The sequence below is a fragment of the Vibrio vulnificus CMCP6 genome, assembly GCF_000039765.1.
Classification (GTDB): domain Bacteria; phylum Pseudomonadota; class Gammaproteobacteria; order Enterobacterales; family Vibrionaceae; genus Vibrio; species Vibrio vulnificus_B.
Genome location: NC_004459.3, coordinates 2,281,086 through 2,297,690 on the forward strand (window position 1 = coordinate 2,281,086; position 16,605 = coordinate 2,297,690).

The 16,605-nt window shown below is 46.9% G+C and carries 15 protein-coding genes; 12 read left to right on the plus strand and 3 right to left on the minus strand.

Annotation, left to right across the window (positions count from 1 at the left end):
- Window positions 1-3 precede the first annotated feature (3 nt).
- The gene (locus tag VV1_RS10655; protein ID WP_013571486.1) at window positions 4-192 is read left to right on the plus strand and encodes a hypothetical protein; all 189 of its coding nucleotides are present in this window, start codon (window positions 4-6) and stop codon (window positions 190-192) included.
- 30 nt (window positions 193-222) lie between these two features.
- Here the strand turns inward: VV1_RS10655 and pabB are convergent, their stop codons facing one another.
- A complete protein-coding gene (gene pabB / locus VV1_RS10660; RefSeq protein WP_411122576.1) occupies window positions 223-1,587 on the minus strand; it encodes an aminodeoxychorismate synthase component 1 in 1,365 nt (454 codons plus the stop codon).
- Window positions 1,588-1,783: 196 nt separating this feature from the next.
- Here pabB and VV1_RS10665 point away from each other — a divergent pair, with 196 nt between their 5' ends.
- The 11 genes from VV1_RS10665 to VV1_RS10715 all read left to right on the plus strand — a co-directional run bounded on the left by VV1_RS10665 (window position 1,784) and on the right by VV1_RS10715 (window position 12,979).
- The gene (locus VV1_RS10665; protein WP_011080136.1) at window positions 1,784-3,307 is read left to right on the plus strand and encodes a fumarate hydratase; all 1,524 of its coding nucleotides are present in this window, start codon (window positions 1,784-1,786) and stop codon (window positions 3,305-3,307) included.
- A gap of 146 nt (window positions 3,308-3,453) precedes the next feature.
- On the plus strand, window positions 3,454-3,639 hold the full coding sequence (locus tag VV1_RS10670) for a hypothetical protein (RefSeq protein WP_011080137.1): 186 nt from the start codon (window positions 3,454-3,456) through the stop codon (window positions 3,637-3,639).
- A 196-nt stretch (window positions 3,640-3,835) separates the two neighbouring features.
- Window positions 3,836-5,212 (plus strand): YcjX family GTP-binding protein, encoded by a 1,377-nt coding sequence (locus tag VV1_RS10675; protein WP_011080138.1) that lies wholly within the window; start codon window positions 3,836-3,838, stop codon window positions 5,210-5,212.
- Window positions 5,209-6,234: a YcjF family protein gene (locus tag VV1_RS10680; protein WP_011080139.1), complete on the plus strand. Its 1,026-nt coding sequence runs from the start codon at window positions 5,209-5,211 to the stop codon at window positions 6,232-6,234. Before VV1_RS10675 ends, VV1_RS10680 begins: the two co-directional genes overlap by 4 nt.
- 86 nt (window positions 6,235-6,320) lie before the next feature.
- Window positions 6,321-7,865, plus strand: coding sequence for a transcriptional regulator TyrR (gene tyrR, locus VV1_RS10685; RefSeq protein ID WP_011080140.1), 1,545 nt, complete (start codon window positions 6,321-6,323; stop codon window positions 7,863-7,865).
- A gap of 1 nt (window position 7,866) precedes the next feature.
- Entirely contained in the window at window positions 7,867-8,442 is a 576-nt protein-coding gene (gene rimJ / locus VV1_RS10690) for a ribosomal protein S5-alanine N-acetyltransferase (RefSeq protein WP_011080141.1), read from the plus strand.
- The gene (locus tag VV1_RS10695) at window positions 8,442-9,029 is read left to right on the plus strand and encodes an HD domain-containing protein (RefSeq protein WP_011080142.1); all 588 of its coding nucleotides are present in this window, start codon (window positions 8,442-8,444) and stop codon (window positions 9,027-9,029) included. The genes rimJ and VV1_RS10695 overlap by 1 nt, the downstream gene beginning before the upstream one ends.
- Window positions 9,030-9,038: 9 nt before the next feature.
- Window positions 9,039-9,512: a DUF2947 domain-containing protein gene (locus tag VV1_RS10700; RefSeq protein ID WP_011080143.1), complete on the plus strand. Its 474-nt coding sequence runs from the start codon at window positions 9,039-9,041 to the stop codon at window positions 9,510-9,512.
- Between the two features lie 243 nt (window positions 9,513-9,755).
- A complete protein-coding gene (locus VV1_RS10705; RefSeq protein WP_011080144.1) occupies window positions 9,756-11,174 on the plus strand; it encodes an SLC13 family permease in 1,419 nt (472 codons plus the stop codon).
- 4 nt (window positions 11,175-11,178) lie between these two features.
- Window positions 11,179-12,534 (plus strand): ATP-binding protein, encoded by a 1,356-nt coding sequence (locus tag VV1_RS10710; RefSeq protein WP_011080145.1) that lies wholly within the window; start codon window positions 11,179-11,181, stop codon window positions 12,532-12,534.
- Window positions 12,503-12,979 carry a response regulator gene (locus VV1_RS10715; protein ID WP_011080146.1) on the plus strand — a complete coding sequence of 159 codons (477 nt, stop codon included), beginning with the start codon at window positions 12,503-12,505 and terminating at the stop codon, window positions 12,977-12,979. The genes VV1_RS10710 and VV1_RS10715 overlap by 32 nt, the downstream gene beginning before the upstream one ends.
- A 51-nt stretch (window positions 12,980-13,030) precedes the next feature.
- On the opposite strand, the gene VV1_RS10720 is transcribed toward VV1_RS10715, so the two are convergent.
- A complete protein-coding gene (locus VV1_RS10720; RefSeq protein ID WP_011080147.1) occupies window positions 13,031-14,350 on the minus strand; it encodes a GGDEF domain-containing protein in 1,320 nt (439 codons plus the stop codon).
- A gap of 253 nt (window positions 14,351-14,603) precedes the next feature.
- On the minus strand, window positions 14,604-16,319 hold the full coding sequence (locus VV1_RS10725; RefSeq protein ID WP_011080148.1) for an EAL domain-containing protein: 1,716 nt from the start codon (window positions 16,317-16,319) through the stop codon (window positions 14,604-14,606).
- Window positions 16,320-16,605: the final 286 nt, after the last annotated feature.

A 16,605-nucleotide genomic window follows, 5' to 3' on the forward strand; every position in this document is an offset into this window, starting at 1 on the left:
GGAATGCGCAATAAAGGAAAGGGCAGTAAAGGAAAGCGTGAGAAAGACGCAAAGAATTTAATAAAGAAGAGAGAAGGCGTACCGTTCTCTCTCTTTTTATTGGCTGAAATTGCAATGCTCAATTTTTCGAACAAAGCGACTCAACACAAAGCGGTTGTGAACAACACTATTCAGAATAAAAGGGCGACTTAGCGCTAGTCGGCCAATGTGCTGTGACGGTGATTATTGCAATGTTGGTAGAATTTTCGACAGTTTATCTAACGTCTCTTGATATTCCGCATCGCATTGACTGTCAGCCACTACACCGCCCCCAGCCCAAGCGAACAACTTACCTTGCTCCGCCACTAAGGTACGAATTGTAATGCTGGTATCCATGCGACCATGGCGACTGATGTAACCGATACTACCGCAATAGGCTGAGCGTCGATGAGGCTCAAGCTCTTCAATGATTTCCATTGCGCGCACTTTCGGCGCGCCGGTAATCGAGCCTCCCGGGAAACACGCTCGCAGTAAGTCAGCGGCAGTATACTGCGCTGCCAACTCAGCTCGAATCGTGCTGACTAAGTGATGCACGGCGGGAAAGCTTTCGATGTCAAACAGTTTAGGAACATGCACGCTGCCCGGTTTGGCGACACGGCCAATATCGTTGCGCAGCAGATCGACGATCATCAGATTTTCCGCTTGATCTTTTTCGGCATTGGCAAGCTCAAGTGCCGCCTGTTTGTCCTGTTGTTCATCATTATGACGAGGACGAGTTCCTTTGATCGGCTTGGTTTCAATGACACGTTTTTTGAGCTCGAGAAAACGCTCCGGCGACACACTTAAAATCGCCGCGTCCTTCAAACGAATGAAAGCAGAAAATGGTGCTTGGTTGCTCTGCTCTAGCTTCTGGTAAGCTTGCCATTCGCTGCCTTGGTAATTGGCATGAAAGCGCTGCGCTAAGTTAATTTGGTAGCAGTCACCACTGAGCAAGTACTCCTGTACGCAATCGAACTTACTTTGGTAATCACGACGATTCATGTTGGATTGCCAATCACTGGTCAGGGCAAACGTCGCATCATCCGCTTTTGTTTGCGTGCTTAGCCATTGATAAGCTTGTTCTACGTCTTGGCCAACCAGTTGCGCGGTCTGCGTCTGATGATCGACAATCAACGCCCATGTGTAGATGCCCACTGCCATGTCGGGCGCAGCGATATCTTGTGTTGCAATCTCAGGCAGTTTTTCAACGCAACGACCTAAATCGTAGCTAAAGTAACCCAGAGCGCCACCAATAAAAGGAATCTCTTCATCACTGGATAGAGCAGGGGTAAAACGCTGTTGATAACGCGCAAGAAGCGTGAAAGGATCATCTTTACTTTCAATGACTTCGTCATTGGTGTTGATCTCAGTCACCGCACCACGTGTTTCTAATGTCGCAACGGGCTTTGCGACGAGAATGTCAAAACGGCTGTCAACATGTGTTGGTGATGCCGAACGCAACAGCATTGCCCAAGGTTGATGTTGGATGGTGTCAAACCACTGTTGGGAAAGGTCCGTTTGATAAGGCAGTGTTTTTGAAGAAATGGCCGTATTTATGCTGTTATTCATTTGTTTAATTTGTGACAAAGAGTTCGATTGCTGCATAGCGCGTGATGGAAAGCAAGAGTATCATAAAACGAAACAATTTCGCTTACTTAGTTCAGTCGGGAACTCATAAAAAATCGGATGGATTCTTTCGATCACTAGCTCAACAATCGATACAACTAAGTAAGTTTATGGAAGCATAACTATAACGAGGCATGCAATGACTGTAATTCGCACGCAAGATGTCATCAGCAGCGTAGCTGATGCACTTCAGTACATCTCTTACTACCACCCACTCGATTTTGTTCAAGCCCTAGAAAAAGCCTACCATCGTGAGCAGAGCCAAGCGGCCAAAGATGCCATTGCGCAGATTTTGATCAACTCGCGTATGTCGGCGGAAGGGCATCGCCCAATTTGCCAAGATACCGGTATCGTGACGTGTTTTGTCAATATCGGTATGGGCGTTCAGTGGGACTCAACGGATCTCACCGTACAACAGATGATTGACGAAGGCGTGCGTCAGGCTTATACCAATCCTGACAACCCATTGCGTGCGTCGGTATTGATGGACCCTGCAGGTAAACGTATTAACACCAAAGACAATACACCTGCGGTTGTTCACATCAATATGGTGCCGGGCAATACCGTCGAAATTCAGATCGCGGCAAAAGGCGGCGGCTCTGAAAACAAAACCAAGATGGTGATGCTCAACCCTTCAGACGATATTGCTGAGTGGGTAGAAAAAACATTGCCTTTGATGGGCGCGGGCTGGTGTCCTCCGGGCATGCTGGGCATTGGCATTGGCGGCACAGCAGAAAAAGCGGCGGTACTGGCTAAAGAGTCGTTGATGGAGCACATCGACATCCACGAACTGATTGAACGTGGCCCGCAAAATGCGGAAGAAGAGCTGCGTTTGGACATCTTCAATCGTGTTAACCGTTTAGGTATTGGTGCTCAAGGGCTCGGTGGGGTGACAACGGTGGTGGATGTGAAAATCAAAACCGCCCCTACGCACGCAGCGTCCAAGCCAGTGTGTATGATCCCGAACTGTGCGGCAACTCGTCACGTTCATTTCACACTTGACGGCTCTGGCCCAGCAGAACTGACGCCACCGAAGCTAGAAGATTGGCCAAACATCACTTGGGATGCGGGTGCAAGCGCGCGCCGTGTTAACCTCGATACCGTGACAAAAGAAGACGTTCAGCAATGGAAAACCGGTGAGACACTCTTGCTTTCAGGTAAGATTTTGACCGGTCGAGATGCAGCGCATAAACGCATTCAAACCATGTTGCAAAATGGCGAAGGCCTACCTGAAGGCGTTGACCTTAAAGGGAAGTTTATCTACTACGTTGGCCCTGTGGATGCAGTGGGTGACGAAGTGGTTGGCCCAGCAGGCCCAACCACATCAACACGTATGGATAAGTTCACCGACATGATGCTGGATGAAACGGGCATTATGGGCATGATCGGTAAAGCGGAGCGTGGCCCAGCCACTGTTGAGTCAATCAAGAACCATAAAGCGGTGTATCTGATGGCGGTCGGTGGTGCGGCGTACTTGGTAGCGAAAGCCATCAAGAAAGCGCGTGTTGTTGCTTTTGAAGATCTCGGTATGGAAGCGATTTACGAATTTGAAGTCGAAGATATGCCAGTGACGGTCGCGGTGGATTCGACTGGTGCCAACGCGCACCAAATTGGTCCTGATACTTGGAAAGTTAAAATCCAAGAAATGGAATCACAAAAATAAGAATGTGACAAAGTGCTGATTTAGTTAGCAAACATTTGACATAAGTGCAGCGAAAGCTGCACTTTGTTTTTGTATAATACCAACCAGTTCCATATCATCTGGTCGTTTGCTCAACACTCACTACTCAAAGCAAAAAGGAGTGCTCAATGCCTCGCTTTATTCAAATATTACAAATTATTCTCGCTGTGGTTGTCGGTAGTTTTGTCGGTTATGACTTGATCCTGCACGGCATTAGCATTTTTGATGAGAAATACGTCACCATCACTTGCGTATTGTGGCTCATTCTGGAAATCGCTCTGTTTGTTATCTACAAACTGATTGAGGACGATTAATCTCGGCATCCCTCGCGTTCTTATACTAAGCCTCTGATTTATATCAGGGGCTTTTTGTTCATCTGCGATTAATATTAGTAGAGTTATGGTTCGCCCCACGCTAAAGAAGAAAATGAGATGCGCCGAGAAATCCCTTTGATTGTTGGTGCACTTTGGCGCACAGTGAATGGTGTTGTTTGACAGTAAGAGAAGGGCTATGAAGAAGATTACCCGAGAAGTGAATGATTTTATCCACCGCAGTATGGATTCCCACGTTCGTGTGGCGGTAACGGGGCTCTCCCGAGCCGGAAAGACCGCGTTCATCACTTCGCTTGTCAACCAACTCCTCCATACTTCAACGCACGACAATATGCCCCTACTGAGCAGTGCGAGAGATAAACGCCTCGTTGGAGCGAAGCGAGAGCCGCAAAGTAACATGATGGTGCCAAGATTCGCTTACGATGAAGCGATGGACCAGCTTTGCAATGTGCCGCCTATGTGGCCTGAACCGACGCGAGATGTCAGTGAAATCCGCCTTGCCATTAAGTATCGACCAAAGAAAAAAACCAAGAAATTACTGGGCCAAACCGCGATCTTGCATCTGGATATCATCGATTATCCGGGGGAGTGGCTGTTGGACTTACCTTTGTTGGAGCTCGATTTTGCCACTTGGAGTCAGACGCAGTTTGATGCACTAAAAGGCGAGCGTTTGAATTTGGCGAGTGAATGGCTCAGTCAACTCGACAGTTTAGATCTCAATGCGGAACTGAATGAAAAGCAGCTGCAAAGTGTCTCTCAGGCATACACTGACTATTTGCACCGTTGTAAAGAAAAGGGTTTGCATTGGGTGCAGCCGGGACGATTTGTTTTACCGGGTGAGCTTGCTGGTGCGCCAGTGCTGCAATTTTTCCCTTGCCGCTTTGATGACATGGATAAAACCGGCAAACACAGCAATTTGGCGATGTTGAAAAAACGCTATCAGGAATATCAACAAAAAGTGGTGAAAGCATTTTACAAGCATCACTTTTCAACCTTCGATCGCCAAATAGTGTTGGTCGATTGTTTGCAGCCACTCAATGCTGGCCGTGAGTCGTTCTATGATATGCGTGATGCCTTAGAGCAAATTATGCACAGCTTTCGTTATGGGCGCTCAGGACTGCTTAAGCGTCTGTTTGCACCCAAAATAGACAAAGTACTGTTTGCCGCTACCAAAGCGGATCACGTGACGCCTGAGCAGCATCCTAATTTGGTTGCCTTGCTGCAACAGATGATTCACCCCGCATGGCAAACCGCAGCATACGAAAATATCGAAATGGGTTGTTTGTCGATGGCGTCGGTACAAGCGACTCAGGCCGGTTTTATTGCCAATGGTGATAAGAGCACACCGGCCATTCAGGGGATGACGTTAGAAGGGCAAGCGTTAACCCTCTTTCCTGGCGAAGTGCCTCGCAAGGTACCCGATGAGCACTATTGGCAAGCGCGAGGGTTTGAATTTACCGCTTTTAGGCCAATGCAAGGCAAACGTGAAGAGCCTTTACCGCATATTCGAGTTGATAAAGCCCTAGAGTTTTTATTGGGAGATAAGTTGCTATGAGCGATCTAAAACCAAAACAAGTGTTTGAAGAGACGATTTTCTCTCAGCAAGACAAACCAGAGCTCACTGCGCAGCAGCAATTTGATCAGCAGCAGACGTTCATTCCAACCACGATTGAAGAGACTGAACCTGAACTTGAAGACGCTTTGGAGCAGGTGATACGTCCATCAGGCCGTCGCAAGTGGTTAGCGGGAGGGCTGTTTGCTGCTTTCGCAGGATTGGTGGGTTGGCAAGCCGTTGATAGCGTACTCAGTGCGATGCAAAATGGCGATTGGCTTACGCTCGGCTGGTCTGGGTTTATTTCCGTGCTTGCCGGCTTGGGGCTTGGGGCCATGGGCAAAGAACTGTGGAAGCTGCGCCAATTGAGACACCTATTTTCCGTGCAGGAGCAAGGGGAAAAATTGTTGCAAAGTGACAGTGTTGGGCAAGGCAAAGCGTTTTGCCAGCAAGTGGCGAAACAAAGTGGCGTTGCAGAAGAGAATCCTGCTTATGACCGCTGGAAAAACAGCGTCAATACCGCACACAGTGATGCAGAAATCTTGCAGATGTACGATGCGATGGTCGTGACTCAACAAGACAAACAAGCAACCAAGGTGATCTCGCGCTTTGCGACAGAGTCTGCGGCTCTGGTGGCTATTAGCCCACTCGCCATCGCGGACATGCTGCTGGTGGCTTGGCGTAACTTCAAGATGATTGACACGCTCTCAACGATCTATGGTATCGAGCTTGGCTACGCCTCTCGCATTCGTTTGCTGCGTCTGGTGTTGGCAAACATGGCGGTGGCGGGCGCCAGCGAGCTGGTGATTGATGCGGGTATGGATTTGATGTCGATGGATCTCGCTGGCAAGCTTTCCGCCAGAGCAGGGCAAGGGGTTGGTGTGGGGATTTTGACTGCGAGACTGGGTTTGAAAGCGATGGCATTGCTAAGGCCGATTCCTTGGCAAGCCGAAACACAGGTTAAGTTATCAGCAATTCGCAAAGAAATTGTGTCGAAAGTCGCTTCTATCACGCTAAAACCATAGAGTTTCAGCGGGCGCATCTTGACGCTAACGCGGGCATAGTAGAAACTACTGTCAACTTTTCGTGACAGTGTGAATTAGGATTTTCCGTGCGCCTAGAAGTCTTTTGCGAAGACAGACTCGGCTTAACCCGAGAGCTGCTCGATATATTAGCCTCCAAAAATATCGATTTACGAGGTATCGAAATTGATATCAGTGGCATCATTTATCTCAATTGCCCTGATATAGACTTTGATACCTTCAGTCTACTGATGGCAGAAATTCGTCGAATCTCTGGCGTGAAAGACGTGCGTAAAATCCAATTTATGCCGATGGAACGCCATAACACCGAGTTGATTTCACTCGTCAACAACTTGCCCGATCCCGTCTTGGCAATAGACCTAAAGGGCGCGGTGGACATGGCGAACCGAGCAGCGTTGGCGCTGATTGGTAAAACTGAAAAAGAGGTGATTGGTGCGCCGATAGCCGCGCTCCTACCCAGTTTGAAGTTTAGTCGTTGGTCAGAAGGCGAACAGCACCGCCAGCGAGAAAGCATGGTGATCGATGGCCTCGATTATCTACTTGAGTTCATGCCCGTCTATATCCAAGATGAATCCAAACAATCCACCTTTGCCAGTACGGTTGTAATGGTGCGCGGTGCTAAAGCGAATTCGGTGGATAGTCATCAACTCTCCCCGCACAGTGAACTGGGTTTTGAGCATTTTGTTGGCGTTTCCAATCGTCATAAAGCCCTCATTGGTCAAGCTAAAAAACTGGCTTTACTCGATCAGCCTTTGCTTATTGAAGGGGAAACAGGAACGGGTAAGGAGATGCTGGCGAAAGCGTGTCACAACCGTTCTCATCGCGCGGGCAAGCCCTTTTTGGTGCTGAGTTGTGCATCCATGCCCGATGATGTGGCCGAAACCGAGTTGTTTGGTCATGCCCCGGGTTCTTTTAATCATCAGCAAGGCCACAAAGGCATTTTCGAGCAGGCTAATGGCGGCACCGTTTTCCTCGATGAGATCGGTGAAATGAGCCCCCATTTGCAGATTAAGCTGCTGCGTTTCTTGCAGGATGGCAATTTCCGCCGCGTTGGCGCAGAAGAAGAGATGCACGTCGATGTGAGAATCATCGCATCCACCAAACACAATTTGGCTGCGTTAGCTGAAGCGGGATCGTTTCGTGAAGATCTTTTCTACCGACTCAATGTGTTGACCTTGTCGATCCCATCTTTGCGTTCTCGCTCCAGTGATATTGGCCCTCTGCTGGATCTTTTTGTTGCCAAGCATTGCCAAAAATTGGCGATTAGAAAGCCAGAATACGAAGCGAAACTGATGGACGAGCTCACTGCCTATCAATGGCCGGGTAACATGCGCCAACTGGACAACATGGTGTTGCGTGCGCTTACCGAGATGGATGACGATGTATTGAAAGCAGAGCATTTCCATTTGCCACAACCGGCTGCGGTAGCCACTTCTAACGCCCAAGTGAAGCTGGACGGTTCACTCGATGAGATCATGCGAGATTACGAATCGCAAGTATTGGAACGTTTGTATCAATCTTTCCCATCCAGCCGTAAGTTAGCGAAGCGCTTGAATGTCTCACACACCTCGATAGCCAATAAGCTAAGAGACTACGGAATTAAGAAACACTGATATGGGTGCTGATCAACATTTCATTTATCAAGTTGACGAAGGATTGGTGCTAAGAACCGTTAATGTGAGCGATGCCGCGATGGTTTCTCAGTACTTTCAACGCAATCAAACCTTTTTGAAACCGTGGGAGCCGACACGTGAAGCGTCGTTTTTCACCGAAGCGGGTTGGGCGCAAAAACTGATCAAGCTCCATGAGCTACATCGAATGAAACTAGGCTTTTACTGCGTTTTGATTGAAGAGCAAACGAATGAGATGGTTGGGACCATCTCATTTAGCAATTTGTCGAAGTTTCCTTTTTACGCCTGCAATGTGGGGTATTCGTTAGCTGAAGAGGCTCAAGGAAAAGGGTACATGCGCCGCGGATTAAAAATGGCGTGTGACTATATGTTTGAGCAGCTAAACTTGCACCGTATTCAAGCCGCGTATATGCCGCATAATCACCGCAGTGCTGGTGTGCTAGAGCATCTCGGTTTTTGCAAAGAGGGCTTTGCGCATTCCTATCTTTTGATTGATGGGCAGTGGCAAGACCACGTCTTGACCTCCTTAATCAACCCTAACTGGCGAGTTGAAAAGTAATGGAACGATTGAACAAGCAACTGGCATTGCTGATGGAGCTGGACAAGCTGAAATCGGTACTGCGTCGCACGCGAGTCAAAAGTGCAGATAAACGTTTGGAAAACAGTGCAGAGCACAGTTGGCATGTCGCTTTAATGGCGTTATTGATGGAAGAGCATGCTAATGAGCCTGTCGACATCTGCCGCGTAGTGAAAATGTTGCTGCTGCATGACGTAGTAGAAATTGATGCCGGCGATACCTTTGTGTACGATGCGGTCGCGTCAGAACAGCAAGCGGAAAAAGAGCTAGCAGCCGCTCGCCGTTTATTTGGCATGTTGCCGGCTGACCAAGGAGAAGAATTACTTCAACTTTGGTTAGAGTTTGAAGCCGCGCAAACGGCAGATGCCAAGTTTGGCAAGGCGTTAGATCGAATCATTCCTATGCTGCTTAACTACCACAACCAAGGACAAAGTTGGCAAGAGCATGGCGTGACTCGCCAGCAAGCGTTGACGGTGAATCAGAAAATCGACCTTGGTTCCCATGTGTTATGGGATAAGGCGCAAGAAATTATTGAACAGGCAACCCAAAATGGGTGGCTGAAAGCTTAAGGAACCTGAATGTCTTATTTAACTTTGGACCAATACCAAAGAAAATGGATTTTTACGCATCCGTCGATGCCAGTGCCACAAGAAGATCTCGCGCACATTCGCCCGATGGATCAGGCACGCTCTGCGCAGTTTTGGAAAGAGAACATCAGCGCCCATAGCCCAGATGCAGAACGTCTTGGTAGCGATGATTGGCCAACGAAACAGAGTAATTGGTTAACTGAAATTGACTGGATGGCGTCTTGGGAAGCCGATGAACCAGACATGCCAGAGGAAATTCTTCAGCATATTGATTGGCAAGATGATGTGACGGTCTATTTTTGTTACGAAAAATACAACGTGATTGAAACCAAGTGGGTCATTTTCCGCAAACATTGGAAAAACTTCTTGTTCTACGATGACGGCCCGATTTTGCTGGGTAGACGTCGCCAGCAGGCTCTGTGGTTTGCTACCGATGGAACAGTGAAACTGGGGCAAAGAAGCTGATCAACCCCAAGTCGGTCAATAATTAGCTTAATCATTAGCTTAGTCACTAGAAGCAGCGTGTTTACGCTGCTTTTTTTATGAGCGTTTAGTGAGGTAAGGCACAGTTCAGTAAGTTTTTTCGTGTGACTTCAGTTTCATTGATCTAACGCCAAATTTTGTTTTGAAACACGCGCGCATAATTTCTTGTCTATCCCCGTAGAGCCAAAGCTCTAAGGTGTCCATCTCAGGAAGAGAAGTTGTATTATGCGCCCGTATCTGAAGTTTATTATCCCTATTATCATTCCGTTGATTGTGCTGTTGTTGCCATTGTCAGCCTTTCCGTTTGAAGCCATGACCATCGTGCAGCAGCGTGTGATTGCCATTTTCTTATTGGCGGCGTTGTGTTGGGTATTTGAGCCGATTCCCATCTATGCCACGTCCGTCGTCATTATTGTTTTAGAGCTTTTATTGGTTTCCGACAAAGGCCTGTACCTCTTCCGGCTAAACGAAGGCAGTGAAACCTTTGGGCAATTGCTGTCTTACAGTGAAATCATGGCAACCTTTGCCAGCCCAATCATCATGCTTTTCTTAGGTGGATTCTTTCTAGCGATGGCGGCCACCAAATACCGCCTAGATGTGAACTTGGCACGCGTGCTGCTCAAGCCATTTGGCCAAGACCCTAAATTCGTTATGTTGGGGCTGATGCTGATCACTGCGATTTTCTCGATGTTTATGTCCAATACCGCGACGACGGCCATGATGCTTTCCATCTTAACGCCAGTGATTGCGGTGTTTGGCCCAAAAGACCCAGGGCGAATTGCCTTTGCGCTTTGTATTCCGGTTGCGGCCAACATTGGTGGCATCGGCACGCCAATTGGTACGCCACCTAATGCCATCGCTCTAAAATATCTGGTGGGTGACAACCTGATTACATTCGGCGAATGGATGATGTTCGGCGTACCTTTTGTTGTGGTGATGATGGCGTTAGCTTGGTTTTTGATCACGGCGATGTACCGAGCGGAAATTCCCAAAATTGAGCTTTCTATCAAAGGTAAATTTCTCAAAACGCCGAAAGCAATCGTGGTTTACATCACCTTTGGTTTAACCATTCTTCTATGGTTGATGGGCTCAGCGCACGGCATGAACTCGTACACCGTCGCCCTGATTCCTGTCGCGGTCTTTTCCATCACAGGCATCATTAACAAAGAAGATCTGAAGAAAATCTCCTGGGATGTGCTTTGGCTGGTTTCGGGCGGTATCGCTCTTGGTTTGGCTCTGGATAAAACAGGCCTTGCCAAGTTGGTGGTGCACAGTATCCCATTTGATGAGTTCTCGCCTTATATCGTCTTGTTTGGCGCGGCATTCCTCTGCTTAGTGATGGCGAACTTTATGTCGCATACCGCCACGGCTAACTTGCTGATGCCAATCATGGCTGCATTGGGGATTTCTATGACTTCATTAACGCCATTGGGCGGAGAAGTGACACTGATTTTAGTGGTGACGATGGCCGCTTCCTTGGGCATGTCGTTGCCTATCAGTACGCCCCCTAATGCATTGGCACATGCCACTGGGCATGTCCAAAGTAATCAAATGGCGCGTGTGGGCGTGATTTTGGGCGTTGTTGGCGTATTGCTCAGCTTTGTTATGGTCTGGATCCTTCATATGGTTGGACACATCGGGTAGCCCCATGTATTTGAGCAAATTAGAAGCACTGATTGAGCGTTACTTCTGTAATCCAGAGCGTCAAATTACGTTGGAAGCGGGAGCGGTCGTCATTGTGCAGCAAGGCTACAACGACCGTCTGTTTTTCGTTCTTCAAGGTGAGCTGGAAGGTTACTTTTCTGAACATGAGGAGAAACAAGTACGCGTTTTTTCTGCCTCGCAAGGGGCATTTATTGGCGTGCACAGTTTCTTTTCTGGTACTTGGACAGCATCGTCGACGGTGATGGCCAAGAGCGAAGTAACACTGGCTTGGATTGATCGCAGCACGCCTGCCGTTGAAGTCGAAGAGTTTGGCCCGCTTACCACGCAATTTATGCCGGTGATAGTGAATGAGCTTTCGCGTCGTCAAAGGCGAGCAACGCAAGAGGCGGTGGCCAAAGAGAAGGTGTTACAGAGGTTACATAACGCCGAGCAAATGACCACATTAGGCCAACTTGCGGCGGGGTTGGCGCACGAGCTTAATAACGCCATTGGGGTGGTCAGTAGCAAAGCTGAAAGACTCGAAACCATTATTCTGGAACTGCTTGAAGAACTGCACCCAGAAGCGAACCAATTCTTCGATATTGGCTTGCTTGCGGGACAAAATGTGCCAACAAGCACGGCAAGACAAAATGCCAAGTTGTTGGAGCAGAAATATGGTTTGGAGAAAAAACAGGCCAAAGCGTTAGCGAAAGCGATACCTGATGGTTTGGTTAACCCACACTGGTTGAACAACCCAGATCAAGCCATTCGTTATTGGGGAATGGGGTGTGATTTACACGATCTGCGTTTGGCGGCCAAACACACGGTTGGTATTGTGAAATCGGTCAAACAGCTCGGTAGGGCGGATTCGGATCGCATTAGCAAAGTTAATATTGGCGACACCATTAATCAAGCCATCGCGCTTTTGCAAAGTGAGCTGCGCCGTGTCGAAGTGCGTCTTCGTCCATCTCCTGTCGAATCGATTTGGGCTTCGGAGACCGAATTGGTGCAAGTTTGGGTCAATATCATCAAGAACGCCTGTGACGCGATGCAAAACACGCTATCGCCGCAGTTGGAGATACGTGTTCATCAAGAAGGCAAGCGCATTTTGGTCACGATCGCCAACAATGGCTCTGCCTTAGATGAGGCAACAAGACGCAAAATTTTTCAGCCTAACTTCACCACCAAAAAAGGCGGGCTGTCATTTGGACTGGGTTTAGGGTTATCGATTGTGAAGCGAATTGTCACCGGCCTAGGAGGCTCGATTGTGGTGAAAAGCGATGACCAAGCCACTATTTTTAGAATCAAATTGCCAACAGAGGGAAATCATGGAGAAACTGAACCTAATATGCGTGGATGATCAGCGCGAAGTGCTTAATGCGGTGGTGCAGGATCTAGACGGTTTAGCTGACTGGCTAAATATTGAAGAGTGCGAATCTGGTCATGAAGCGTTGGAGCTGATCGATGAGCTCGATGCGGATGGCGAGTTTATCGCTGTGGTGATTTCAGACCATGTGATGCCGGGAATGACCGGTGTCGAGCTTTTGCGAACGCTGCACACGGATGCTCGATTCTTCAAAACACGCAAGGTATTGCTCACAGGGCAAGCCACGCATAGCGATACCATCGAAGCGATCAATTCCGCTGGTATTGTGCGCTATTTCGAAAAACCTTGGAAAAAACAAGAACTCGTACAGTGCATTCGTGAATTGGTGACCGATTTTATTTTCGATCAGGGACTGGACTACCAGATTTGGCATGATGAACTGGATCAAGCGGGCGTGCTGAAACATCTGCATCCTTGAGTCAAAGATGGCGATGTGGAAGGCATGAGTGACTGAGAGTTGAGCTGGGCGCTAAGCGTTAGGGCAAACACGATTTCGCCCGTTGCGCTTAGCCTCATACAGATGTGAATCGGCCATGCGAATGGTCTCGTCGAGCTGTGTCTGTAAAGCAGTAAAGCCAATGGATACCGTGACGTGCGGCGCTTGAGTCATGTTCTCAACATCTTGGCGAATGCGTTCACAAACCTGCCGTGCTTCATTGGACGAAGGGGTTTTGACCAGCAACAGAAATTCTTCACCACCAATACGAAAGGCGTAATCACTGACGCGGATACGACTTTTCACCACCTTTGCCACACGGCGAATGACCTGATCGCCGATGTCATGCCCATATCGGTCGTTGACACTCTTAAAGTGGTCAATATCAAGCATAACGGCATAATAATGTTCAAGCGGAAGCTGTTGTTTTACGACTTCAGCAAGAAAGTGTCGATTGTTTAATCCTGATAGTGGGTCTAAATAGCTGATTTCTTTTAGTTTCTTTTGTGCCTTATTCAGCTTGTACAGGTAATAACAAGCGCCTACCGTGATGGCAAGCAGCAGTGGAATTAAGTAGAAATATTTAGGGATGAGTTCTTCGTTGGCAATGACTTTGACCAAATAACTCGTTTTGCCATTGAGTTGCCCTACGTTTTGATAAACGAAGGTTTTTCCTTGAAAGTCCAATACGCCGGATGTTTTGTGAGTACGATTCAGCTCTTGAAGTAAGGTTTGCTCGCGATGTTTGAGGTAAGTAAAGGCGGTGATATCAGCATACGAACTGGAATAGACAAAACCATCAAGATCAACATGGAGCATGTTGTCGCGAAACAAAGGGGTAAAGTGAATCAGGTCGACTTCAACAGTCAAATAGCCCATTAAACGGTTATGTTGATAAATGGGTGAGAACTCGACAAACAGAGCATTTTCGATATCCAAAATAGTCTGTCTCTGGCGGCGGTTTAAGTCATTTTGGTAAAAGCGATTGAAACTGATAATACGCTTAGAATAGGTCTCTTGCTCAGTTGGGTTTTTATCGATAATCCGAATTCGGCGAATGATTTTTTGATGCTGAATTAAGTTTTGGACCAGATCAATAAAGTCGGTTGAGTCAGAAAAATAACGCTGAGCAATTTGACTGTCTGCTAAAGAAAGATAGCTTTGTATTAACTCCTTTCGTGTATTTAAAGATTCTAATGATGCACTCAGTTGTAATCGTACGTTCTCTATTTTGTCCCTTTTAATCAGGTTTTGTGGTGTATTAAAAACAAAAATAACCACAATCATAATCAGTAAGCTGCGTAATTCTATGGTTGCTGTTGATGGCGACAATTTTGATTGATAGAGGACCATGCTGACTATTTCTCAAACACCGACATACCCATCCTCGGTTGTGCAAATTGATTCCAGATATATTTATCAGTTACTTTCTGTCTACCTGTTGCACTCGCTAGTTTGAGTATCGCGCTGGCGTGGGGCCAAACTTGATGAGTCACCAATATGCCGCACAACCCGTGTTATTAGGTGAAGAAAAGGTGAAGCTTTTATGACAAAGAAGTAGGTTGCGATCTAGGCAGGCACTTTTCTCAATGCTCTGTGATGCGAGTTATGATTTATCAATGGTTGATAAGGTAAAGCGACTCGCAGAGGCGAGACTCAAGGGCTTGGAAAACCAATAGCCTTGTAGGTAACTCACGCCCATATTTCTGAACGTTTGGTACATTTCGGCATCTTCGATCCCTTCGATGACAACATCGATCCGATTGTTGCGGCAAAGCTGGATCAGAAAAGAGAGATAGGCAGTCAAATCTGGGTTTTTGAGGCTGCGCCAAGCCATCGATTTATCGATTTTGATCTGTTTCATGGGCAAATCAAAGAAGGAGTTGAGTGAGCTATAACCCGCACCAAAATCATCCAATGAAAGGTGAAAACCCAATTTAGACAGCTGATTCAGTTGCTCAATCGCTGCGGCGTTATTGTCTAATATAATGGTTTCCGTAAGCTCTAAAACGATAGAGTTGGGTGAGATGCCATATTCACTGGCCATTTCATGAATGCGTTGAGGGAAATTACTATTGAGCAGTTGTAATACCGAGACGTTTACATTGACTCGAATATTTTTATTATTGGCTTGGTTGTATCTTTGAATAAATTCGCATGCCTTGCGGAAAACAAAATAGCCAAGATCAATAATAAGCCCCTTATTTTCTGCGACAGTAATAAATTCATCGGGATAGATTTCACCAAACTCTTTGCTGCGCCAACGTACTAGTGTTTCAAAGCTTTTTACTTCTAGGTGTTTGGCACAAACAATCGGTTGGAACTTAACATTCAGCGATTGGGATTCAATTGCACTTTGTAATCCTTGCTCAATAAAGAAATAACGGTCTACGATTTGCTGCGTGCGAGCACTGTAGAGCGCAATTTTGTTTGCTTTTTTCTTGCTGGCATATTGCCCAGTACGAGCTGCTTTTCTTAGTAGCTCTTCGCCTTCGTGGGTATTTTCGATGCGAGGAATCAGGCCCATGCTGATCCCCGTGCCCAGCAATTGCCCTTGCTCCACAACCGTATCGTGATAGCGTTGTTTTATGGTCGAACAGATGTTCAGCAGCTGTTGTTCAGTGAAGTTACCTTCTAACAACACGGCGAAATCATCATCTCGGACTCGATAAAGTCTTGCAACTTGGCCAGGCAGATGGCTGACGGCAGTAAGCATGCTTTGCACGACATGGTTGAGGATTTCGCTGCCGTAATGGCTCAAATACGATTTGATGTCTTCAATCTGAATGTAAATCAAGGCGTAGGGCAGGGAAGAGGCTTGAAAAGATTCCTCGATGTCGAGCAAAAGGCGACTGCGATTGGCCATACCAGATGCATTGTCATGGAAAGCCACTTGATGGATGTAACTCTCCATCAGCTTACGCTCAGAAATATCTTTGTGGCTGCCGATCAAATAAATACCGGAGTCAGTCTTACGTGTGACCGCCGTTCCTTCAATCCAGACGTAGTGACCATTAGGTTTGCGTACACGGTACTCGCTAGTAACACGTAAATCTTCACACATTAAATGGTCATCAACTCGGGCAGAGAGTTTGGAGCGATCTAGCGGGTGCACCAATTCGAACCAAGTATCTAACGCGATGATGCCGCTCTCAATGCCAAACTGCTGGTAAAACTGTTTGTTATAGAACGACATCACGCCTTGTTCATCCATATGAAATAGCCCCTCGCTGAACACATCAAAGATGTGCATAAAGCGACTTTCCATAAGGTGCTCAAAGTCTGGCAGGATTGATTCTGCAATAGATACGTCGTCTGTCATCTGAATGGTGGTTACTTCTTTTTACTTGATCGCTGTACGATTTCGGTTAAATGTTTCAGAATGTTTCAAATCTTTATATCACCAAAGTCGGCAATAGTACTAGGGGGATATTTATAAAATGAGTGAATAAATGTTATTTTTATCACAATTACTATGGATGATTATAGTTAGAGTATTTGCTCTAATCAATCAATAACAGATAAATATGCGATAAATAAGCGATTCCTAGATTTTATTTTGTGCAATATAACGTTTTCTTATTTCAATCTTCATTTTTTGTGATGAT